General features: G+C 64.8%; 18 protein-coding genes. 3 read left to right on the top strand and 15 right to left on the bottom strand.

Going from position 1 to position 22072, the window contains the following annotated elements; all coding sequences use genetic code 11:
- Nucleotides 1–31: 31 nt before the first annotated feature.
- Nucleotides 32–367 carry a hypothetical protein gene (locus PMI15_RS18735; protein WP_007872774.1) on the top strand — a complete coding sequence of 112 codons (336 nt, stop codon included), beginning with the start codon at nt 32–34 and terminating at the stop codon, nt 365–367.
- Between the two features lie 32 nt (nt 368–399).
- On the opposite strand, the gene PMI15_RS18730 is transcribed toward PMI15_RS18735, so the two are convergent.
- Both PMI15_RS18730 and PMI15_RS18725 read right to left on the bottom strand, forming a co-directional pair.
- Entirely contained in the window at nt 400–837 is a 438-nt protein-coding gene (locus tag PMI15_RS18730; protein WP_007872772.1) for an OsmC family protein, read from the bottom strand.
- Nucleotides 838–952: 115 nt separating this feature from the next.
- Nucleotides 953–3505, bottom strand: coding sequence for a DUF1631 family protein (locus PMI15_RS18725; RefSeq protein ID WP_007872765.1), 2553 nt, complete (start codon nt 3503–3505; stop codon nt 953–955).
- Between the two features lie 312 nt (nt 3506–3817).
- Between PMI15_RS18725 and PMI15_RS18720 the strand changes: the two genes are divergently transcribed.
- A complete protein-coding gene (locus PMI15_RS18720) occupies nt 3818–4087 on the top strand; it encodes a hypothetical protein (protein WP_007872762.1) in 270 nt (89 codons plus the stop codon).
- A 6-nt stretch (nt 4088–4093) separates the two neighbouring features.
- Here PMI15_RS18720 and PMI15_RS18715 read toward each other — a convergent pair whose 3' ends face one another.
- The 12 genes from PMI15_RS18715 to PMI15_RS18660 form a co-directional block, all read right to left on the bottom strand.
- Entirely contained in the window at nt 4094–6343 is a 2250-nt protein-coding gene (locus PMI15_RS18715) for a malate synthase G (protein WP_007872760.1), read from the bottom strand.
- Between the two features lie 49 nt (nt 6344–6392).
- Nucleotides 6393–7100, bottom strand: a complete 708-nt coding sequence (locus PMI15_RS18710; RefSeq protein WP_007872758.1) for a haloacid dehalogenase type II — start codon at nt 7098–7100, stop codon at nt 6393–6395.
- Nucleotides 7101–7249: 149 nt separating this feature from the next.
- Nucleotides 7250–8179: a dihydrodipicolinate synthase family protein gene (locus PMI15_RS18705; RefSeq protein ID WP_007872756.1), complete on the bottom strand. Its 930-nt coding sequence runs from the start codon at nt 8177–8179 to the stop codon at nt 7250–7252.
- A gap of 41 nt (nt 8180–8220) precedes the next feature.
- Nucleotides 8221–9957, bottom strand: coding sequence for an IlvD/Edd family dehydratase (locus PMI15_RS18700; RefSeq protein WP_007872754.1), 1737 nt, complete (start codon nt 9955–9957; stop codon nt 8221–8223).
- A 19-nt stretch (nt 9958–9976) separates the two neighbouring features.
- Nucleotides 9977–11011 carry a galactofuranose ABC transporter, permease protein YjfF gene (yjfF, locus tag PMI15_RS18695; RefSeq protein ID WP_007872752.1) on the bottom strand — a complete coding sequence of 345 codons (1035 nt, stop codon included), beginning with the start codon at nt 11009–11011 and terminating at the stop codon, nt 9977–9979.
- Nucleotides 11008–12051, bottom strand: a complete 1044-nt coding sequence (locus PMI15_RS18690; protein ID WP_007872750.1) for an ABC transporter permease — start codon at nt 12049–12051, stop codon at nt 11008–11010. The genes yjfF and PMI15_RS18690 overlap by 4 nt, the downstream gene beginning before the upstream one ends.
- Nucleotides 12044–13582 (bottom strand): sugar ABC transporter ATP-binding protein, encoded by a 1539-nt coding sequence (locus PMI15_RS18685; protein WP_007872748.1) that lies wholly within the window; start codon nt 13580–13582, stop codon nt 12044–12046. The genes PMI15_RS18690 and PMI15_RS18685 overlap by 8 nt, the downstream gene beginning before the upstream one ends.
- A 55-nt stretch (nt 13583–13637) precedes the next feature.
- The gene (mmsB, locus tag PMI15_RS18680) at nt 13638–14855 is read right to left on the bottom strand and encodes a multiple monosaccharide ABC transporter permease (protein ID WP_007872746.1); all 1218 of its coding nucleotides are present in this window, start codon (nt 14853–14855) and stop codon (nt 13638–13640) included.
- 1 nt (nt 14856) lies between these two features.
- Entirely contained in the window at nt 14857–16362 is a 1506-nt protein-coding gene (mmsA, locus tag PMI15_RS18675) for a multiple monosaccharide ABC transporter ATP-binding protein (RefSeq protein WP_036839944.1), read from the bottom strand.
- Nucleotides 16363–16478: 116 nt separating this feature from the next.
- Nucleotides 16479–17549: a multiple monosaccharide ABC transporter substrate-binding protein gene (gene chvE, locus PMI15_RS18670; RefSeq protein ID WP_007872742.1), complete on the bottom strand. Its 1071-nt coding sequence runs from the start codon at nt 17547–17549 to the stop codon at nt 16479–16481.
- A 63-nt stretch (nt 17550–17612) separates the two neighbouring features.
- Nucleotides 17613–18578, bottom strand: a complete 966-nt coding sequence (locus PMI15_RS18665) for an ABC transporter substrate-binding protein (protein ID WP_007872738.1) — start codon at nt 18576–18578, stop codon at nt 17613–17615.
- A 54-nt stretch (nt 18579–18632) separates the two neighbouring features.
- The gene (locus tag PMI15_RS18660) at nt 18633–20084 is read right to left on the bottom strand and encodes an aldehyde dehydrogenase family protein (RefSeq protein ID WP_007872736.1); all 1452 of its coding nucleotides are present in this window, start codon (nt 20082–20084) and stop codon (nt 18633–18635) included.
- 104 nt (nt 20085–20188) lie between these two features.
- Between PMI15_RS18660 and PMI15_RS18655 the strand changes: the two genes are divergently transcribed.
- A complete protein-coding gene (locus tag PMI15_RS18655; RefSeq protein ID WP_007872735.1) occupies nt 20189–21154 on the top strand; it encodes a LysR substrate-binding domain-containing protein in 966 nt (321 codons plus the stop codon).
- A 3-nt stretch (nt 21155–21157) separates the two neighbouring features.
- On the opposite strand, the gene PMI15_RS18650 is transcribed toward PMI15_RS18655, so the two are convergent.
- Complete coding sequence (locus tag PMI15_RS18650; RefSeq protein WP_007872725.1) at nt 21158–21943, bottom strand: SDR family NAD(P)-dependent oxidoreductase; 786 nt, start codon at nt 21941–21943, stop codon at nt 21158–21160.
- Nucleotides 21944–22072 lie beyond the last annotated feature (129 nt).

Here is a 22072-nt window from a genome sequence, read left to right as displayed (position 1 = left end):
GGCACAGCGCGTGCGCTACAGTGGTGGCGCCATGCCGCGCCGCCCCAAAAGCCATCACTACAGCGTCTATGTGATCGAACTCGCGCCCGAGGTCTGGGACGTGCCGCGCTTTCGCCGCGCCAACCCGGACTATCAGCTGGGCAAACCTTTTGTCTATGTGGGCATGACCGGGCTGGACCCGGACGTGCGCTTTGACAAGCACAAGGCCGGCATACAGTCCAACCGCTTCGCGCGCGATTTCGGTGTTCGCCTGCTGCCCCGGCTTTACGAGATGTACAACCCCATGCCCTATGACGCAGCGCGCGAGATGGAAGTCGAACTGGGCATAGGCCTGCGCGAAGCGGGCTACGGGGTCTGGCAGGCCTGAGCGCCGCGCCACAGGGCCTGCCGCAGGCGCGGCTACTTGCGCAAGGTGGCCGCCAGGGTGATCTCCGGCACGCTGGCCAGGGCCTTGGACAGCGGGCAGGCTTTCTTGGCGCCCTCGGCGATTTCCTGGAATTTCGCCTCGTCAATCCCCGGGACGGCGGCCTCCAGCGTCAACGCGATGCGGTCGATCAGAAAGCCGTCGCCCTGGGGCACCAGGCGGACCTTGGCGCGGGTGTCCACCAAGGCGGTGGCAAAACCGGCCTTGTCGCAGGCAAAGGAAAACGCCATGGTGAAACAGGCCGCATGGGCCGCACCCAGCAACTCTTCCGGGTTGGTGCCGCTGCGGTCATCTTCGAACCGGCTGCCAAAGCCGTAGGGATAACTCTTGAGCGCGCCGGTGTCGGTGCTGATGCGGCCCTGGCCTTTTTTGCCGGCGCCCTCCCAGTGAACGGAAGCGTTTTTTTCAATCATGGAAGCCCCTTGAAGGTGAAAGCGAATTCACCAATGTGCGCGCCGGTGGCGAGCGGGGATGTCGGACAGCACCGCGTGCGGCGCACCGCACGCTGCCTACAAGAAGCCCGGGGTGTTACGCGGTTTCCGGCTCGGCCTGGGTGGCCGGCGAAACGACTTCCGAGGCGACCGCGTCCAGTGCCTGCGCCACCACGCCCTGGCTGTCCACCGGCCTGAGCAGGCGCTCCCGCAGCAGCCGTTCGCAGCTGCGTTTGGTCATGGAGTGCGGCTGGCCGCCGTGGCTCACGAACATGAACAGCGTGCCCTTGGTGCTGGCCCAGATCAGCTGGGCGCGCAACCAGCGGCGGCGCGAGTACAAATCGACCCAGTGGCCGGCCCGCAAGCTCATCAACAGGCGCTCGGCTTCGCCCTGGGCCAGGGCCGGCACGGCGTTGGGCGAAGCTTCCTGCTCGGCGATCAGCTCGGCGTGGGAAGAGTCGACCTCCTCCTCGGCGACGGGCCGCGCGGCAAGGGATTGTTCGTGCTCTTCTTCCAGCGGCATGAGCTCGCCCGGCGCCGTCGGCAGCGTGTCTTCAAAGCCGGCGGCGTCGAGTTCGTCGCGCGCCAGCCAGGGGTGGGCGGCCGCTTTGGCCAGGCGCTGCTCGGGCGTGGCGGGCAGTTCCTCGGGCTCCAGCGGCACGGCGCCCGACTCTTCGGCGTCGCGCTGGCTTTTGAGGCGGCGCAGCTTGAGCACCGGCCGGTGCAGCTTCATCAGGCCTTCAAAAAAGGGCTCGCTCTCGCGCGGATCCTGCCCCAGCAATTCCAGCCCCTCGTGCAGCTTGGCCAGCAGGCTGGGGATCATCTCGATCAGCTTGGCCGGTCGCTTGAGGGTCACTTCCCGCTTGACGCTCCAGAGCAGGTCGGGCACCACCGAGCCGAAGCCCATGGGGTCTATCTGGTTGCGCGTGTCGACGAGCTTGGCGTGGGCCATGGCCAGCGCCCAGGGGCCGAAGAGGAAATCGAGCACCAGGCCGGGCACCTTGTCCAGGTCGGAGCGGGTGCTGAGCTCAAAGGCGATCTGGTCGGCCTGCGTCTGGCGCTCTTCGGCGAAACGCAGGGCCTGCAGCACGTTGTTGCGGTTTTCCGCCTCGAGCTGATCCTGTTCGTCCCAGCCGTATTCCAGCGTGGCAAGCGCCATGCCGAAGGGCTGGGCGTCTTCAATCGTCAGGCTGTTCAGCTCGTTGAAGGCGCGGGTGACCGGCTCGAAGAAGGCCAGGAACTCGGGGCTGAATTCGTCGTTGTACTTGAAGCTGCGCTGCGCCACCCGCTCCATGACGCGGCGCCCGGCATGGCCTTCATCGCTGAAAAAGCGCGGGTCCACCATGGCCAGGCGCAGCAGCGAAGGCTCCAGCGCCACGATGGCCTCGCGCACCGGCACCAGCAGGCGCGGGTCCTGCGCCACCTGGTTGACCAGCTTGCGCACCACCTCCAGGCCCAGCACCTGGCCGACCTGGCGGGCTTCCTTCTTGAGCTGGGTGCGCACGATGGCGCGCTCCCGGGGTTTGGCATACGAGCCCCAGACCTGCGGGCTGAGCTGGCTGCGCTCGTCGACCAGGCGCTGCGGACGATCAACGGCTGGCATGCCCTCATAGTCGGACATGTAGCCGGGGCGTGACTCGGCCAGCGGCGCGGAACCGGAGTCGGGCGTGGCGTGGAGGGCGGCGAGCTCCTCCTCGACGGTCTCGTAATAAGAAGGCGCCAGGCCGTGGTGGGCATTGCTGCCGCCGTTGAATAAAAAGTCCTGGAACAGCTCGTCCCGGATTTCATAGTTGGACAGGTCGGCGTATTGCGGCACCGGCTGGCCGCCGCCCTCGCCAAAACCGCCTTCGCCGCCACCACCGCTTGCGTCACCTTCGGCAGCGCCGCCGGGGCCGGGGCCCGCCGGGCTGGAACCGTTTCCGCCGCGACCTCGACCGCGGCCCACGTTGGCTGGCGTGGGCAGCACGCGATAGCTGGCGCCCTGGACGTTGGCGAGTTCGAGCTGGTTGACCAGCCGCTCATAAAGCCGCTTGAGCTCACGGCCCAGCGGGTCGGCCATGTACTTGAGCCACAGCGAAACCACCGCCGGCTCGGCCCTGCTTGCCACCGCCATTTCGCGCAGGGTTTGCGCAAAGACTTCGGGGCGCAGCGGGTTGAGTTCGGGCCTCACGTTGGGCAGGCCCTGCACCGTGCTGATCAGCTTGTTGAGTTCGGCCAGTATGTGGTCCACGGCCGGCAGCACCTGCTGGAGCAGCCGGGAGGATTCGATCGCCTTGGAGACGTCCTGGTCGTCGACCAGCGAGAAGCTCGCATGGCTCAGGGCGGCGAAGGCGCTGGACGAGGCCGCGGCCGAAGCGGCCAATTGCTCGCTGGAAGCTTCGGGCGCTCGCGCCGCCTGGGCCGCGGCGGCCACATTGGCCTTGAAATGGACCAGCAGGTCGGCGGGGTATTGCACGCTCCAGGCGGCTTTGTTTTTGAGCAGCTCGCGCCAGGCTGTGGCCAGTTCGTCGCGTTCGGCCACCTTCCCGCTTTGGGTTTCGGCCACCTGCAGGCCCGCCACGGCGTCTTCCACGCATTTTTCCAAAGCAGACCGCGCCGCTGTGGCCGCCGACTGGAGACAGGATTGAAGAACGTCAGGTTGCGAAGCCATCTGGAGCCAGGATTTCCGGAAATAAAAGGTGAGAGCGCTCAGCCAGCCAGCTTGCAACCATACGTGCCGGGGGCCAGAGAGATGTCTAGGGTAAAGGCCAACCGTGTTTCCTTTGAGATGCTTGCAAAGTGTTTCATTTGGTTTCTCCTGTACACATACGATTTGTGCCGCGCTCTTGGGGCAACTCGGCGCAAGCTGCCGCTTAAATCCTCCGAACGCACGGTTGAAGGAGGGTTTTTTGTAAGATCGGCGCTTCTTTGTAAAGGTCGGTTCGGCGCAACACTTTCAGCGCCGCGGCGGCCCTGAACCTCCATGGAGCCTGTTCTGGCGTCATTTAGGCCTGTTTTCGCCGGTTTCCGGCTTCCCTGGCTGGCGGCCGGCGCGCTCTGGCTATGCGCCAGCGCCTGGTCCCACACCGTGCTGGAGAACACCGCCCTGCTGGGCATGAGCGCCGAACAGGTCGCCGGCGTCCTGGGCAGCGCGGACGCCGACGTGATGCTGTTCCGCTCGGGCAGGCCGGGCCATCCCAGCCTGCGTGTCGTGATCCGGCAGCGGCAACTGGTGGATGCCGGCGAGCTTTAACGCGCTTTAAGCGGTACCGGCCTTCACCTTGAGCCGCCAGGCATGCAGCAAGGGCTCGGTGTAGCCGCTGGGCTGCTCCAGGCCCTTGAAGACCAGGTCGCAGGCCGCCTTGTAGGCCGCCGAAGTCTCAAAGTGCCCGGCCATGGGCTTGTACAGCGGGTCGCCGGCGTTTTGTTTGTCGACCACGGCGGCCATGCGTTCAAAGGTTTCCGTCACCTGCGCCTGGGTCACCACACCGTGCAGCAGCCAGTTGGCCATGTGCTGGCTTGAAATGCGCAGCGTGGCGCGGTCTTCCATCAGGCCCACGTTGTGGATGTCGGGCACCTTGGAGCAGCCCACGCCCTGGTCTATCCAGCGCACCACGTAGCCGAGGATGCCCTGGGCGTTGTTGTCCAGCTCCTGCTGCCGGGCTTCGGCGCTCCAGGCCGGCGTGCGTGTCACGGGGATTTGCAGCAAGCCGTTGAGCAGGGCGTCGCGCTCCTTGTTGGCGTCCACCCTCTCCAGCTCTCGTTGCACCTTGCCGACCTTGACCTGGTGGTAGTGCAAGGCGTGCAGCGTGGCACCCGTGGGGCTGGGCACCCAGGCGGTGTTGGCGCCGGCTTTGGGGTGCGCGATCTTCTGTTCCATCATGGCTTTCATGAGGTCGGGCATGGCCCACATGCCCTTGCCGATCTGCGCCTTGCCGCGCAGGCCGCAGGCCAGGCCCACCAGCACATTGTTTTTCTCATAGGCCGCGATCCAGGCGCTGGTCTTCATGTCGCCCTTGCGGATCATGGGGCCGGCATGCATGGCGGTATGCATCTCGTCGCCGGTGCGGTCCAGGAAGCCGGTGTTGATGAAGGCCACACGGCTGGAAGCGGCGGCGATGCAGGCCTTGAGGTTGACGCTGGTGCGGCGCTCTTCGTCCATGATGCCGAGCTTGACGGTGCTGGCCGGCAGGCCCAGCATTTTTTCAACGCGGCTGAAGAGTTCGGCGGCAAACGCGACCTCGGCCGGGCCGTGCATCTTGGGCTTGACGATGTAGACCGAGCCCTTGCGCGAATTCTTGATGCCGGGCTTGCCCTTGCGCTTGAGGTCGTGGATGGCGATCGTGGTGGTGACCACGGCGTCCAGGATACCTTCGGGGATTTCGCGGGTGGCGCCGTCCGCGCCCGTGTACAGCACCGCCGGGTTGGTCATCAGGTGCCCGACATTGCGCACGAACATCAGCGAGCGGCCGTGCAAGGTGACGGGCTGGCCCTTGGGCGAGGTGTATTCGCGGTCCGGGTTCAGGCCGCGGGTGAAGGTCTTGCCGTCCTTGGTCACGCTTTCGGTCAGCGTGCCCTGCAACATGCCCAGCCAGTTGCGGTAGGCCAGCACCTTGTCCTGGGCATCGACCACGGCGACCGAATCTTCCAGGTCCAGAATCGTCGACAGCGCGGCCTCGACAACCAGGTCGCTCACGCCGGCCGCGTCCGTCCGGCCTATGGGCGTGTCGCGGTCCATGCGGATGTCCAGGTGCAGGCCGTTGTGCTGCAGCAGCACCGACGAGGGCTCCGAGGCCTTGCCCTGGTAACCCATGAACTGGCTGCCGTCCTTGAGCGTGGTGGTCTTCTCGCCCTTCTTGCCCTTCTTGCCGTTCTTGAGCGCGACGACCAGCTCGCCCCCCCTGACCGTGTAGCCGGTCGAGTCGATGTGGGAGCCTTTTTTCAGTGGCGCGGTGCGGTCCAGCACGTAACGCGCGTATTCAATCACCTTGGCGCCGCGCACCGGGTTGTAGCCCTTGCCCTTTTCGGCGCCGTCGGTTTCGGCGATCACATCGGTGCCGTAGAGCGCGTCGTAGAGGCTGCCCCAGCGCGCGTTGGCGGCGTTGAGCGCGTAGCGCGCGTTCAGGATGGGCACCACAAGCTGGGGGCCGGCCTGCACGGCCAGCTCGTCGTCCACCTTGGCCGTCGTGATGCCGACTTTTTTGGGCTGCGGAACCAGGTAGCCGATTTTTTCCAGGAAGCCGCGATAGGCCGCCATGTCGGCGATGGGGCCGGGGTTGGCCTTGTGCCAGGCGTCGAGTTCAGCCTGCAGGCGGTCGCGCTCGGCCAGCAGGGCGATGTTTTTCGGCGCCAGGTCGGCCACGATGCCGTCGAAGCCTTTCCAGAACGCGCTGCTGGCCACGCCGGTGCCGGGCAGCACGTGGTCCTCGATGAAGCGGTAAAGCTCCGTCGCCACCTGGAGGCGGTAACTGGCGGTGCGCGCGGTGTTGCTGGCGGTGTCGGTGCTCATGGTGTTGTCCCTTTTTTCAATAAGCCGAGAATAAAACGTAAAACGGGTGTCAATGGAAAGGCAGCGCCAGCACGTCGCGCAGGCTGCTGCCGGTGTACACGGGCTGCGTGCCCAGTTCTTCGAACGGCAGCTGGTAGCGGTTGACCCACAGCGTGCGGTAGCCGTACCAGGTGGCCGCCAGCGCATCCCAGCCGTTGCAGCTCACAAAGGCGATCTGCCTGGCCTCCAGCCCGGTGGCCTCCAGCCCCAGCGCATAGGCCTCGGGGGCGGTCTTGTATTTGCGGATGCCGTCCACGCTGATCACGTGGTCCAGCAGGCCCTCGAGCCCGGCGGAGCGCACGGCCACGCCCAGCATGGACGGGTCGCCGTTGGACAGGATGCCGGTGACCACGCCGCGCGCCTTCAGCGCCTGCAGGACCTCCCGGTTCTCCGGAAAGGCCGACAGGTGGCGGTACTGGTTCATGAGCTGGTCTTCCTGGCCCGGCCCGAGGTCCAGGCCCAGGCGCTTGCAGGCATAACGCAGGCCGGCGCGCGTGAGCTCCCAGAACGGCTGGTAGTGCGCGCCGCCGTTGCTGGTGGTCACCAGGCGTGTGTATTCAATCTGTTTGTCACGCCACAGTAGGCCCAGCGCTTCGCCTTTCCCAGGAAACAGCTGCTCGGCCAGCAAGCCCACGCTGTAGACGTCGAACAGCGTGCCGTAGGCGTCGAACAGCACGGCGCGCAGCGCGGCAGGCGGATGGGAACGGGGCTTTTCCATGGCCCTCTACTGTATTTGATACAAGGACCGCGATTAATTAACGCGAAATCGCTTTATCCATGACATTTGTGGGCGTAATTGCTCCAATAAACCATGGGCAGGCCGAGACGGCGCAGGCCTGAACCCCGCACCCGGGGCACCCTCGGCGCCTACCGCCCCCAGCGCAGCACCAGCGGATCAAGCCGCCTGGCGGTGGCCAGCAGCCCGGCGCGCGTGTCCGGGTGCATGGCCGGAAAAGGGTGGCGCGGCGCCTCGCAGGCGATCACGCCGCCCTCCTTCATCAAGGCCTTGGCGGCCAGCAGCCCCGCCTGGCGGTTTTCGTAATTGATCAGCGGCAACCACTGCTGGTAAAGGGCATAGGCCTTTTCGTGATCACCGGCGCGGTGCGCCTCGATGATGGGGCGAATGCCGTCGGGGTAGCCGCCGCCGGTCATGGAGCCGGTCGCGCCGGCGTCGAGGTCGGGCAGCAGCGTGATGGCCTCTTCGCCGTCCCAGGGGCCCTCCACGGCGCGGCCACCCAGGCGGATCAACTCGCGCAGCTTGGATGCCGCGCCGGCGGTTTCGATCTTGAAATAGGCGACATGTTCGATCTCGCGGGCCATGCGCGCGAGGAAGCAGGCCGAAAGCACGGTGCCGCTGGCGGGGGCATCCTGGATCATGATGGGGATGCTGACCGCATCCGACAGGCGCGCGTAAAACTCGTAGATCTGCGGCTCGCTCACGCGAAAGGTGGCGCCGTGGTAGGGCGGCATGACCATCAGCATGGCGGCGCCCATGTCCTGCGCGCGGCGGCTGCGCTCGGCGCAGATCTTGGTGCCGAAATGGGTGGTGGTCACAATCACCGGCACGCGGCCGGCCACATGTTCAAGGACGGTGCGGGTCAGGGTTTCGCGCTCTTCGTCCGACAACACGAATTGCTCGGAGAAGTTGGCCAGGATGCAGATGCCGTCCGAGCCGGCGTCGATCATGAAGTCGATGCAGCGCTTCTGGCTCTCGAGGTCCAGTTCGCCGGTCTCGGTGAAGGTGGTGGGGGCAACGGGGAAGATGCCGCGGTAGCGCGGCTGGCGGAGCGTGGTCATGGATGTGATCTAGGTTGGAGGAAGCTTCACGGATTCACGGACTAGTGGGAATGGCGGGGAACTTCGGAGCCGCGGCAGCCGACCAGGAAATCAAAATCGCAGCCCTCGTCGGCTTGCAGCACGTGCTCAACGTACAGGCGCTGGTAGCCGCCCCGCATGCCCGCCGCGGCCTTGCCCTGCAGCGCCGCGAGGCGTTCGGCGAGTTCGGCGTCGCTGATGTCCAGGTGCAGGCGGCCCTGGTCGCAGTCGAGTTCTATCCAGTCGCCGTCGCGCACGGCGGCCAGCGGCCCGCCGGCCGCGGCTTCGGGCGCCACGTGCAGCACCACGGTGCCGTAAGCGGTGCCGCTCATGCGCGCGTCGGAGATGCGCACCATGTCCTTGACGCCCTGGCGCAGCAGCTTGGGCGGCAGGCCCATGTTGCCGACTTCGGCCATGCCGGGGTAGCCCTTGGGACCGCAGTTTTTCATGACCATGACGCAGCTGGCGTCGATGTCGAGGTTCTCGTCGACGATGCGCTCCTTGTAGTGCTCCAGGTTCTCGAACACAACCGCGCGGCCGCGGTGCTTGAGCAACTCCGGTGATGCCGCGGAAGGTTTGAGCACCGCGCCGCGCGGCGCCAGATTGCCGCGCAGTATGCAAATGCCGCCGTCGGCGATCAGGGGATTGTCAAGCGGGCGAATCACCTCGTCGTTGTACTGCGGGGCTTCGCGCACGTTGTCCCATATCGACCGGCCGTTGACGGTGAGCGCGCCGGGGTGCGGCAGCAGGCCGTTCTCCCCCAGGCGGCGCAGCACGGCGGGCAGGCCGCCGGCATAGTAAAACTCTTCCATCAGGAAACGGCCGGAGGGCTGCAGGTCGACCAGGGTGGGCGTGTTGCGGCCTATGCGCGTCCAGTCCTCCAGGTCCAGCTGCACGCCGATGCGGCCGGCGATGGCCTTGAGGTGAATCACCGCGTTGGTGGAGCCGCCGATGGCGGCGTTGACGCGGATCGCATTTTCGAAAGCTTCGCGTGTGAGGATTTTCGACAGCGTCAGCCCTTCGCGCGCCATCTCGACGGCACGCGCGCCCGACATCTGCGCCAGCACATAGCGGCGCGCGTCCACCGCGGGAATCGCCGCGTTGTGCGGCAGCGAGGTGCCCAGCGCCTCGGCCATGCAGGCCATGGTGGAGGCCGTGCCCATGGTGTTGCAGGTGCCGGCCGAACGCGACATGCCGCCCTCGGCCGCCAGGAACTGGTGCAGCTGGATTTCGCCCGCCTTCAGCGACTCGTGCAGCTGCCACACCGCCGTGCCGGAGCCGATGTTTTTGCCTTCAAGCTTGCCGTTGAGCATGGGCCCGCCGGTCACCACAATGGCCGGGATGTCGCAGCTCGCCGCCCCCATCAGCAGCGCGGGCGTGGTCTTGTCGCAGCCGGTGAGTAGCACCACGGCATCAATCGGGTTGCCGCGAATCGCCTCTTCCACATCCATGCTGGCCAGGTTGCGGGTGAGCATGGCGGTAGGCCGCAGGTTGGACTCGCCGTTGGAGAACACCGGGAACTCCACCGGAAAACCGCCCGCCTCCGAAATGCCGCGCTTCACATGCTCGGCGATCTTGCGGAAGTGCGCATTGCAGGGCGTGAGTTCCGACCAGGTGTTGCAGATGCCGATGATGGGCCGGCCGTCGAACTCATGGTCGGGAATGCCCTGGTTCTTCATCCAGCTGCGGTACATAAAACCGTTTTTGTCGGCCGAGCCGAACCATTCGGTGGAACGCAATTTTCTTTTGGTGCTTGTCATGGGGTGATGTGGGGTCGTTTCAGGAAGAGGTGGGTGTGCGCTTCACCAGCAGCCGTTGCAGCAGGCAAAAAACAAACAGCAGGACGCCGACGACAATGCGCGTCCACCAGGAACTCAGGCTGCCGTCGAAAGAAATCAGGGTCTGGATGATGCCCAGCATCAACACGCCGAACAGGGTGCCGGCCACGTAACCCACGCCGCCGCTGAGCAGGGTGCCGCCTATCACCACGGCGGCGATGGCGTCCAGCTCCAGGCCGGTGGCGTGCAGCCCGTAGCCCGACAGCATGTAGAAAGTGAAAACCACACCGGCCAGCGCCGAGCAAAAACCGGACAGCGTGTAAACCCCGACCAGCGTGCGGCGCACCGGCAAGCCCATCAGCAGCGCGGACTGCTCATTGCCGCCGACGGCGTAGACGGTGCGGCCGAAAGGCGTGCAGTGCGCGATGAACACCGCCGCCAGCAGCACCGCGACTGCAATCAGGGCGCTGATCGACAGCGAGGCGTCTTCCCACAGGGGAATGCGCAGTTGCGAGACCTCCGAATAAAACTCGTTGGTGATGCTGATGGAGTCGACGCTGATCAGGTAGCACAGGCCGCGCGCCAGAAACATCCCGGCCAGCGTCACGATAAAGGGCTGCAGGCGAAAACGCTCGATCAAAAAGCCCATGAAAGCGCCGAAAGCCGTGCCCATGAGCAGCACCAGCGGGATCACCGCGGCCGGGCTCCAGCCGTGCTGCTCCACCAGCGCGGCCGACACCATGGTGGTCAGCGCCACCACGGAACCGACGGACAGGTCTATGCCGCCCGAAAGAATGACAAAGGTCATGCCGACGGCGACGATGACCAGGAAGGCGTTGTCCACCAGCAGGTTAAGGAAGACCTGCGCAGAAAAGAAGCCGCTGTAGAGCACCGAGCCCAGGCTCGCCATGGCGACAAACAGCGAAATGGTGGCCGCCAGCGGCAGGTATTTGGGATTGAAGCGGGAAGCCGGCGCGGCCGGCGGCTGCGGGCGGGGCGCGGCTTTCCCGGTGGCGGCTTTCAGCGTCGCGCTCATGGCCGCATCCCCCGCACGGCCGGCCGCCGTACCCAGATGGCGATTTCGGCCCGGAACTCCGGCGACTGCAGCAGCATCACGACAAACACCACCACGGCCTTGACCACCAGGTTGATCTCGGGCGGCACGCCCAGCGAATAAATGGCATAGGTCAGGGTCTGGATGATCAGCGCGCCTATCACGCTGCCCACCAGGCTGAAGCGCCCGCCGGTGAGCGCGGTGCCGCCCAGCGTGACCGCCAGGATGGCGTCAAGCTCGAGCAGCTGGCCCGCATTGTTGCCGTCGGCGCTTTTGACGTTGGAGCTGATCAGCAGGCCCGCGATGCCCGCGCACAGGCCGCAAAAAGCGTAGGCCGCGACGATCAGGCGCCGCGCCTGCACGCCGGCAACGCGCGCCGCGGTCGGGTTGATGCCCACGGCCTGGATGAACAGCCCGAGGGCGGTGCGCGTCACTGCCAGGTACAGCAGGGCAAACACCAGCACCACGATAAACAGCGAAAAAGGCAGGCCCAGCAGGTAGCCGCTGCCCAGGAAGAAAAACGGCGCGTAATAGATGGTAATGATCTGCCCGCCGGTGATGAGCTGCGCGATGCCGCGGCCCGCCACCATAAGGATCAGCGTGGCGATGATGGGCTGCATACCCACCCTGGCGACTAGCAGCCCGTTCCATAGCCCGCACAGCAGCGCGATGCCCAGCGCGGCAAGAATCGCCAGCGGCATCGGGAAACGGCTCACGCCCGCCGACACCGAGCCGCCTATCATCCAGGCGGCCAGCGCGGCGGCGATGGCCACCACGGCCCCCACTGAAATGTCGATGCCGCGGGTGGCGATCACCATGGTCATGCCCAGCGACACCAGCACCAGCGGCGCGGCCCGGTTGAGGATGTCGATGAGACTGCCGTAGAGGTGGCCGTCGCGCCACTCGATATGCAGAAAGCTGGCATTGAACACCGTGTTCACCACCAACAGCAGGAGCAGCGTGAGCAGCGGCCAGGCCAGCCGGTGCCGCATGACATTGAGGGGGTGGTTTTTTTCAAGCATGCTCGGCCGCAATCAGTTCGTAAACGGCGTCTTCGCTGCTGCCGGCCGGCAGCTCGCCCACCTTGCGGCGGTCGCGCAGCACCACGATGCGGTGCGCCACACGGACCACCTCGCTCATTTCGGAGGAGATAAAGATCACGGCCATGCCGGCCTGCGCCAGGCGCAGGATCTGCTCCATGATTTCCTGCTTGGCGGCCACGTCGATGCCGCGCGTCGGCTCGTCCAGGATCAGCAGGCGCGGTTCGGTCGCGAGCCAGCGCGCGATCATGGCTTTTTGCTGGTTGCCGCCCGACAGCAATCCTATGGGCGTGTCCACACTCGCGGTCTTGATGCCCATGGCCTGGACAAAACGTTCGGCCAGCGCGGTCTGCTCGGCCCGCGACAAAAACCGGCGCATGCCCATGCGGGCTTGCAGCGCCAGCGCGATGTTTTCGCGGAGCGACAGCTCGGCCACGATGCCGTCGGTCTTGCGCTCCTCGGGGCACAGGGCCAGGCCGTGCCGGATCGCGTCGGCGGGGCTGGAAAAAGCGACTGTCCCGCCGTCGATCCTGAGCACCCCGCGGTCCGGCGCCTCCAGGCCGAACAGCAGGCGCGCCAGCTCGGTTCGGCCCGCGCCCAGCAAGCCGGCAAGGCCCAGCACCTCGCCGGCACGCACGCGCAGGTCCACGGGCTGCAACTGGCCGGCCTGGCCCAGTCCTTCGGCCTGCAAAAGCGCCGGCACCGCGTCATCAAATGCGGAAGTTGCCGGGGCGTTTGCGGATTGCGCGGCCAACTCCCGACCCAGCATGGCGGCGATCAATGCCTGCGGCCCCAGCTCGCTGGCCCGCCATTCCCCGACCCAGCCGCCGTTGCGCAGCACCGTGATGCGGTCGGACACCGCATAGACCTGGTTCAGGAAATGCGTCACAAAAACAATGGCCAGGCCCTCGCCGCGCAGACGGCGCAAGACCTCAAAGAGTTTTTGCACCTCGTCGTCGTCGAGGCTGGAAGTGGGCTCGTCCAGGATCAGCACCTTGGCCTCGATGCTGATGGCGCGCGCGATGGCCACCAGCTGCTGCACCGCGACCGGGAAGCTGGACAAGAGGCGCGTGACGTCGATGTCCAGGCCGACGCGCGCGACGAGTTCGCGCGCGCGGCGGTTCAGCTCGGCCCAAGCGATGCCGTATCCCTGCGCAAAGCCGCGCCGCGGATAGCGGCCCGCGAAAATGTTTTCCGCCACGGACAGATTGGGGCAGAGGTTGACTTCCTGGTAGACCGTGCTGATGCCCAGGCGCTGCGCGGCCAGGGGAGAAGCCGGCCACACCGGCTTGCCAGCCAGCTGCATCTGGCCGCCGCAGGCCTCCAGCACGCCGGTCAGGACCTTGATGAGCGTGGATTTGCCGGCGCCGTTTTGCCCCATCAGGGCATGGATTTCACCGGGATACAGGCGCAGGCGCACATCGCGTAGCGCATCAATGCCGGCAAACTGCTTGTGGATGCCCGAGAGCTCCAGCACGGGAGCGATGTCGGTGGAGGTGCCGGCCGGGGTCATGGGGAAAGCTCGGCGCCGGGCGCCGCGGTATTCGCCTCTGGGACGGCCGCAGGGTTCATGCCTTGTTTTTGTTATAGACGTCGACAAACACGGCGGCCAGCAGCACCACGCCCTTGATGACCTGCTGGTAGTCGATGCCCACGCCCAGGATGGACATGCCGTTGTTCATCACGCCCATCACAAACGCGCCTATCACCGCGCCCATGACCTTGCCGACGCCGCCCGAAGCCGAAGCCCCGCCGATGAAGCAGGCGGCAATGACGTCGAGCTCAAAACCCAGGCCGGCCTTGGGCGTGGCGGTGTTCAGGCGCGCGGCGAACACCAGCCCCGCCAGCGCCGACAGCACGCCCATGTTGACGAAGGTGTAGAAGGCCAGGCGTTCCGTCTTGATGCCCGAGAGCTTGGCCGCCTTTTCGTTGCCGCCCAGTGCATAAACGCGCCGTCCTATCGTGGTGTGCCCCGTGATGAAGTGGAACAGGAAAATCAGCACGGCCATCACGATCAGCACGTTGGGCAGGCCCTGGTAGGAAGCCAGCAGGTAGCTGAAATAAATCAACAGCGCGGCGAACACCGCGGTTTTGACAAAAAAGAACACGGCGGGCTCGGCCTGGATGCCGTGCTTGATCTGGCGAGCCCGCGCGCGCAGGCCGGCGGCCGCCAGCACGGCGGCAAGCACCACGCCCAGCAGCAGCGACGTCATGCGCAGGCCTTCGCTGCTCAGCAGGTCCGGCATGAAGCCGGAACTGAGCTTCTGGAAGGACTCGGGGAAGGGGCCCACCGACTGGCCTTGCAGCAACGCCAGCGCCAGCCCCTTGAACACCAGCATGCCCGCCAGCGTGACGATAAAAGAGGGAATGCGAAAGAAGGCGACGAACCATCCCTGCAGCGCGCCTATCAGCGCGCCGCAACCCAGGCACAGCAGCGAGGCGGGCACGAAGTGCCAGTCGTACTGCACCATCAGCACGGCGGCCATCGCGCCTATGAAGCCGCACACCGAGCCCACCGACAGGTCGATATGCCCCGCCACGATGACCAGCAGCATGCCCAGCGCCATGATGACGATGTAGCTGTTTTGCAGCACCAGGTTGGTCAGGTTGAGGGGCTGCATCAGCGTGCCCTCGGTCATGTACTGGAAGAAGGCCATGATGGCCACCAGCGTGACCAGCATGCCGTATTCCCGGAAGTTGTGCTTCAGGTAGTCCAGCGGTGATTTGTCGCCTGCGGACGCGGCTTTGGCCGGTGGCATGGTGGCGTTGGAGGGTTCGTTCTTCATTTCAGCTTGCTTTCACGATCGCGCGCATGATCTTTTCCTGGGAGGCTTCGGCCGTGGGCATCTCGGCGATGAAACGGCCTTCATTCATGACGTAGATGCGATCCGTCATACCCAGCAGTTCCGGCATTTCCGAAGAAATGACGATGATGCATTTCCCCTCGGCCGCAAGCTGGGCCATCAGGGTGTAAATCTCGTACTTGGCGCCCACGTCGATGCCGCGCGTGGGCTCGTCGAGGATGAGCACCTCGGGGCTGGTGAACAGCCATTTCCCGAGCACCACCTTTTGCTGGTTTCCGCCCGAGAGGTTGAGGACTTTCTGGCCGACACCGGAGCAGCGGATGCGCAGTTTTTCCCGGTAGCGCTGCGCGACCTGGTATTCGCTGCCGCTGTCGATCACCGCGGCTTTCGAAACGCCCTTGAGGTTGGCCAGCGACACATTGAACTGGATGTCTTCGTTCAGCACCAGCCCGTTGCCCTTGCGGTCTTCGGTCACATAGGCCAGGCCGTGGCGAACAGCTTTTTCCACTGTACCGACGTCGACGGGCTCGCCGTTCAGTAGCACCTGCCCGCTGATGCGGCGACCCCAGGACCGGCCGAAGATGCTCATGGCGAGCTCCGTGCGCCCCGCGCCCATCAGCCCGGCAATGCCGACGATTTCACCGCGCCGCACTTGCAGGCTCACGCCCTTGATGAATTTCCTGTCGGTGTGCAGCGGGTGATAGACGTTCCAGTCGCGCACCTCAAACACGGTCTCGCCGATTTCCGGCTGGCGCGGCGGGTAGCGGTCCGCCATCTCGCGGCCCACCATGCCGCGAATGACGCGGTCCTCGCTGACGGCCTCTTCGCGGCAGTCCAGCGTTTCCACGGTGCTGCCGTCGCGCAGGATGGTGATCGCATCGGCCACGCGGGAGATTTCGTTGAGCTTGTGCGAGATGAGGATGCAGGTGATGCCATGGCCTTTGAGTTCCAGCAACAGGTCCAGCAAGGCCTGGCTGTCGTTTTCGTTGAGGCTGGCCGTGGGCTCGTCGAGGATGAGCAGCTTGACCTGCCTGGACAAAGCCTTGGCGATTTCCACCAGCTGCTGCTTGCCCACGCCGATGTCCGTGATCAGTGTGGCTGGTGATTCCTTGAGACCGACTTTTTTCAGCAAGGCCTGCGTCTTGCTGTGCGCGGCCATCCAGTCGATCACACCGTGCTGCGCAGTCTCGTTGCCCAGGAAGATGTTCTCGGCGATGGACAGCAGCGGAACCAGGGCCAGCTCCTGGTGGATGATGATGACGCCCAGTTGCTCGCTGTCGTGGATGCCGAGGAAGCGGCGCTCCTGCCCTTCGTAGACGATGTCGCCGCTGTAAGAGCCATGCGGGTAGACGCCGGAGAGGACCTTCATCAAGGTTGATTTTCCGGCGCCGTTTTCACCGACGATGGCATGGATCTCACCCGCGCGCACGCGCAGGTTGACCTTGTTCAGCGCGACAACACCTGGAAAGGTCTTGCGGATGTCGCGCATCTCCAGAATCGTTTCCAATGCCTGTCCTTTGATGCAAGGTGATTGCCACCTCTTGGCGTTGACGGCCCCGCGACTTGCGGCACGGGGCCGTTTGTTCCGTTTTTTTCAGCGAATGCTTACTTGATCTGGGATTCTTTGTAGTAACCGCTGCCGATCAGCACCTGGTTCCAGTTGGACGCATCGACGGCCACGGGCTTGAGCAGATAGGACGGCACCACCTTCACGCCATTGTTGTAAGTCTTGGTGTCGTTGATCTCGGGTTTTTTGCCGGACAGCATGGCATCCACCATGTTGGCCGTGACCTTGGCCAGCTCGCGCGTGTCCTTGAAGATGGTCGAGTACTGCTCGCCTTTCAGGATGGACTTGACGGAAGCGATTTCAGCGTCCTGGCCGCTGACCACCGGGCAGGGTTGCTGCGCGGTGCAGTAGCCCACACCCTTCAGGGAAGACAGGATGCCGATGGACAGGCCGTCATACGGCGACAGCACCGCGTGGACTTTTTCCTTGCCGTAGTAGGCCGACAGCAGGTTGTCCATGCGCGCCTGCGCCACGGCGCCGTCCCAGCGCAGGGTACCCACCTTGTTCATGCCCATCTGCTTGCTGCGCACCACCAGCTTGCCGCTGTCGATGTAGGGCTTTAGCACGCTCATGGCGCCGTCGTAGAAGAAGAAAGCGTTATTGTCGTCGGGTGAACCGCCGAAGAGCTCGATGTTGAAGGGGCCTTTGCCCTGCTTGAGGCCCAGCTTGTCGACGATGCTGGTGGCCTGCAGCACACCGACCTGGAAGTTGTCGAAGGTGGCGTAATAGTCCACGTTCTTGGAGCCCTTGATCAGGCGGTCGTAGGCGATGACCTTGATGCCTTTGTCGGCCGCGTTTTGCAGGGCCTTGGACAAGGTGGTGCCGTCAATGGAGGCGATCACCAGCACCTTCACGCCCTTGGTGATCATGTTCTCGATCTGGGCGAGCTGGTTCGGGATGTCGTCCTCGGCGTATTGCAGGTCGGTCTTGTAGCCGCGCTCCTTGAGCACCTTGACCATGTTGTCGCCGTCGGCGATCCAGCGGGCGGAGGACTTGGTCGGCATGGAGATGCCGATGCTGCCTTTGTCCTGCGCATGGGCCAGCGGTGCGATACCGGCGGCGGTGAGGGCCAGGCTGGCCAGCAAAGTCTTCAGAAAAATACGCTTCATGAATTGTCTCCTTGTCTGTTGTCAATGATTCTTGCAGTATCCGTGCAGTGGTGCCGGCACGGCTCAGTACTTACGCTTGGGAAACTCCTTGGCCGCCACCTCCATCGGAAAGATTCCCTCTTCGGTAACGATTCGTTTCTGAACCGGCTTGCCGGCCTTGATGTCCTTCACCGCGGCCATCAACTGCGGGCCCAGCAAAGGGCTGCATTCCACGGAGACGTTGAGCTTGCCGGCCATCATGGCCTCGAAGGCGCCCTTGACGGCGTCGATGGAGATGATGGTGATGTCCTTCGCCGGCTTCATGCCCGCCTCTTCAATCGCCTGGATCGCGCCTATGGCCATGTCGTCGTTGTGCGCGTAAAGCACATTGATCTTCTTGCCTTCGGCCTTGAGGAAGGCTTCCATCACTTCCTTGCCCTTGGCCCGGGTGAAGTCGCCGGTCTGCGAGCGGATGATCTTGAACTTCGGGTCGGCCTTGATGATTTCCTCAAAGCCTTTTTTGCGGTCTATGGCCGGCGCGGAGCCCACGGTGCCCTGCAGCTCGACGATGTTGACCTGCCCGCTTGTTCCCTTCATTTTTTCCACCAGCCAGCGGCCCGCCTTGCGGCCTTCCTCCACAAAGTCGGAGCCCATGAAGGAGACGTACAGCGAGGTGTCCTTCACATTGACGGAGCGGTCGGTCAGCACCACCGGGATCTTCGCCGCCTTGGCTTCGCGCAGCACGGTTTCCCAGCCCGACTCGACAACCGGCGAGAACGCGATCACGTCCACCTTTTGCGCGATGAAGGAGCGGATGGCCTTGATCTGGTTCTCCTGCTTTTGCTGCGCATCCGAAAACTTGAGCTCGATGCCGGCGTCCTTGGCGGCCGATTTGATGGATTCGGTGTTGGCGGTGCGCCACTCGCTTTCCGCGCCCACCTGGCTGAAACCCAGCACGATGGCTTTTTGCGCCCATGCGGAAGCCGGCAGCAGACCGGCAAGGGGGGTGCAGGCGAGCGCGGCGGCGAGGGTACGGCGTTGGATCTTCATGTTGTCTCCTTTGGTTGAAATTAAACTGACAAATCTCCCGTGATCCGAAGTGGTTCAGGCCAGCACGTAGCCGGTCTTGACCGTGGTGTAAAACTCCGCGGCGTAGCGGCCCTGCTCACGCGGGCCGTAACTCGAGCCCTTGCGCCCGCCGAACGGCACATGAAAGTCGACGCCCGCGGTCGGCAGGTTCACCATGGTCATGCCGACCTCGGCGTTGCGCTTGAAATGCGTGGCGTGCTTGAGGGAGGTGGTGCAGATGCCCGCGCACAGGCCGAAAGGCGTGTCGTTGGCCAGGGCCAGCGCGTGCTCAAAGTCATCGGCCCGCAACACACAGGCCACCGGCCCGAAGATCTCTTCGCGCGCGATGCGGTGCTCCGGCCTGGCCAGGAAAAGTGCCGGGCTCATATAGTGCCCCGGTGTCGCGCGTTCGAGCAATTCGCCGCCCCAGACATGCTCGGCGCCCTCGTTGCGCCCTATCTCCAGGTAGGACTGGTTGTTGTCCAGCTGGCCCTGGTCGACCACCGGCCCTATTTCAATGCTTTGCTCCAGCGCGTGGCCCACCTTGAGCGCGGCGACGCGGTGGCGCAGCCGGGCGACGAAGGCGTCGTGCACGGGTGCCTCCACAATCAGGCGGCTTGATGCGGTGCAGCGCTGGCCGGTCGAAAAATACGAGCCTTGCACCGCGCATTCGACGGCCTGGTCAAGGTCGGCGTCGGCCAGCACCACCAACGGGTTTTTGCCGCCCATTTCAAGCTGCACCTTGGCGCGGCGCGCGGACGCGGACTGGAGAATGCGCTCGCCGGTCGCCACCGAGCCGGTGAAGCTCAGCGCGTTGACCAGGGGATGGTCGACCAGCGCCTGCCCGACCTCCCGGCCGCTGCCCATGACCAGGTTGAACACGCCCGCGGGCAGCCCGCAGCGGCTGATGATCTCGGCCAGCGCCCAGGCGCAGGTGGCGACCAGTTCGGCCGGCTTGAAAACCACCGTGTTGCCGTAAGCCAGTGCCGGTGCGATCTTCCAGGCCGGGATCGCCAGCGGGAAATTCCACGGCGCGATGATGCCCACCACGCCGACGGGTTCGCGCGTCACGTCCACCTGGATGCCGGGCCGCACCGATGCCAGGGTCTCGCCCTGGACGCGCAGCGCCTCGCCCGCGAAAAACTTGAAGATCTGGCCCGCCCGCGCCGCTTCGCCCACGCCTTCAGGCAAGGTTTTGCCTTCTTCCCGCGCCAGCAGCATGCCCAGTTCCTCCTTGCGCGCCAGGATCTCGCTGCCTATCTGGTCGAGCACGTCGGCGCGGCGTTGCGGGGTGCTGTGGCTCCAGTGCGGCAAGGCCTCGGAGGCCGCCCGGATCGCGACTTCGGTCTGGTTGCGGTCGGCACGCGCATACTCGCTCACCACTTCGCGGGTGTCCGAGGGGTTGCTGCTGATGCCCGTGGTGGTGCCGGTTTCCCAGCGCCCGTTGATGTAGTGCCGGGCGGTGTGCTGCAGTTCGCCGAATCTCATGAGAGATGCTTTTTCATAACGACGCAGTCTAGAATCGATTTTGATATCAATCTAATCGTTTTTTTGACAAAATTGATATCGTTCTACGCATTCTGGAAAACCCGATGACCACCTACAACCACTGGTTCATACGCGCAAGGCTCAAAACCCGGCAATTGCTGCTGCTGGTCGCGCTGGCCGAGGAAGGCAACATCCACCGCGCGGCGCAGGTGCTCAGCATGACCCAGCCGGCGGCTTCCAAACTGCTCAAGGACCTGGAAGACGTCCTGGAAGTGCCGCTGTTCGAGCGCCTGCCCCGCGGCATGCGGCCGACCTGGTATGGCGAAACCATGATCCGGCATGCGCGCATGGCGCTGGCCAGCCTGAACCAGGCGCATGACGAACTCACCGCGCTCAAGACCGGGCACTTCGGCCATGTCGCCGTCGGCGCGATCACCTCGCCGGGGCTGGCCTTGCTGCCACCCGCGGTGGCCGTGGTCAAGCAGGAGCACCCCAGCCTGCGCATTTCGCTGGACATCGAAACCAGCCCGGTGCTGCTGGAGCGGCTGGAGCAGGGCAAGCTCGACATCCTGGTGGCGCGCCTTTTTGCCGAGCATGACAAGACCCATTTGCGTTATGAGCCCCTGGTCGAGGAGCCGGTATGCGCCATGGCCAGGCCGGGCCATCCCTTGCTGGGAGTGTCGGGCCTGACCCTGCGCGACGTGGTGGCGGCCGCCTGGATCGTGCCGCCCGCGGGCAGCGTGCTGAGGCACCGGTTCGAGCTGATGTTCCAGGAAGACGGGCTGGCGCCGCCGATCAACGTGGTCGAGTCTTCGGCGCTGCTTTTCATCACGCGCATGCTGCAGCAAAGCGACATGGTGGCCGTGGTCGCGGCCGACGTGGCGCGGTATTACGCGGCGCACGGCATCGTCTCGGTGTTGCCGCTGGACATGCCCTGCCACATGGACGCCTTCGGCATCATCACCCGCACCGACCGGCTGCCTTCACCCGCGGCCAAGGTCATGATGAAGGCGCTGAAGGCCGCGAGCCTGACACTCTACGGCCGCAAGCTGGAGGCGGACCTGGCCTGAAGCTCACACCCAGCCGGCATCCACCTTGAACTCCTGCGCGGTGCACATGGCGGCGTCGTCGGAGGCCAGGAACAGCACCATGCGCGCGATGTCGTGGGGCAGCAGCTTGTCGGGCAGGCACTGGTTGCGCTCGAGTTCCTTCTCACCCTCGGCATCCAGCCAGAGCTTGATCTGCCGCTCGGTCATGACCCAGCCCGGCGACACGGTGTTGACGCGTATGCGGTCGCGGCCCAGTGTTTTCGCCAGGCCGCGCGTCAGGCCGTTCACCGAAGACTTGGCGACGGCATAGCAGGGGTAGGCCGAGCCCTTGCCCTGCCAGCCGGTGGAACCCAGGTTGATGATGGAGCCGGCGCCCAGCCGCTTCATGCCGGGCACCACCGACTGGATCGCAAAAAAGGCGGGCCGCTCGTTGATCGCGATGCGCTCGTCGTAGTAGGCGGGCGTCACGGATTCCAGGCTGTGGCGGTCATCGCTGGCCACGTTGTTGACCAGCACCGAAAAATCGCCCAGCGCCTGCGCCGCTTCGGCCATCGCGGCTTGCAGCGCGGCCACGTCCCGCACGTCGCAAACCCGCCACCAGGGGCGGGCATGCCCCGCATCCGCCAATTGCTGGGCCAGCGCCTCGCTGGCTTCCTTCGCGACATCAATGAATGCGACACGTGCACCCTGCTCGGCAAACGCCGTCACGATGGCGGCGCCTATGCCGCTGCCTCCACCGGTGACAAACACCGACCGGTTTTTCAGGCTGGGAAAGATGGAGAGTGTGTCGCTCGCGGGAGCGGAACGCATGGAAGCAGGGCTCAAAATGTTTGACATTGCAATTTGTATATAGATGGAATTAAAAACTATACGTTTTCAACATCACTATGCATTGATATCATGCATCGCGTCAAGAGCCAAGGCAGAGGCGCCGACGTA

This window comes from Polaromonas sp. CF318 (genome assembly GCF_000282655.1).
Taxonomy (GTDB): Bacteria; Pseudomonadota; Gammaproteobacteria; order Burkholderiales; family Burkholderiaceae_C; genus Polaromonas.
The sequence above is the reverse complement of the archived record's forward strand: the minus strand, read 5'-3'. Positions and strand labels throughout refer to the sequence as shown.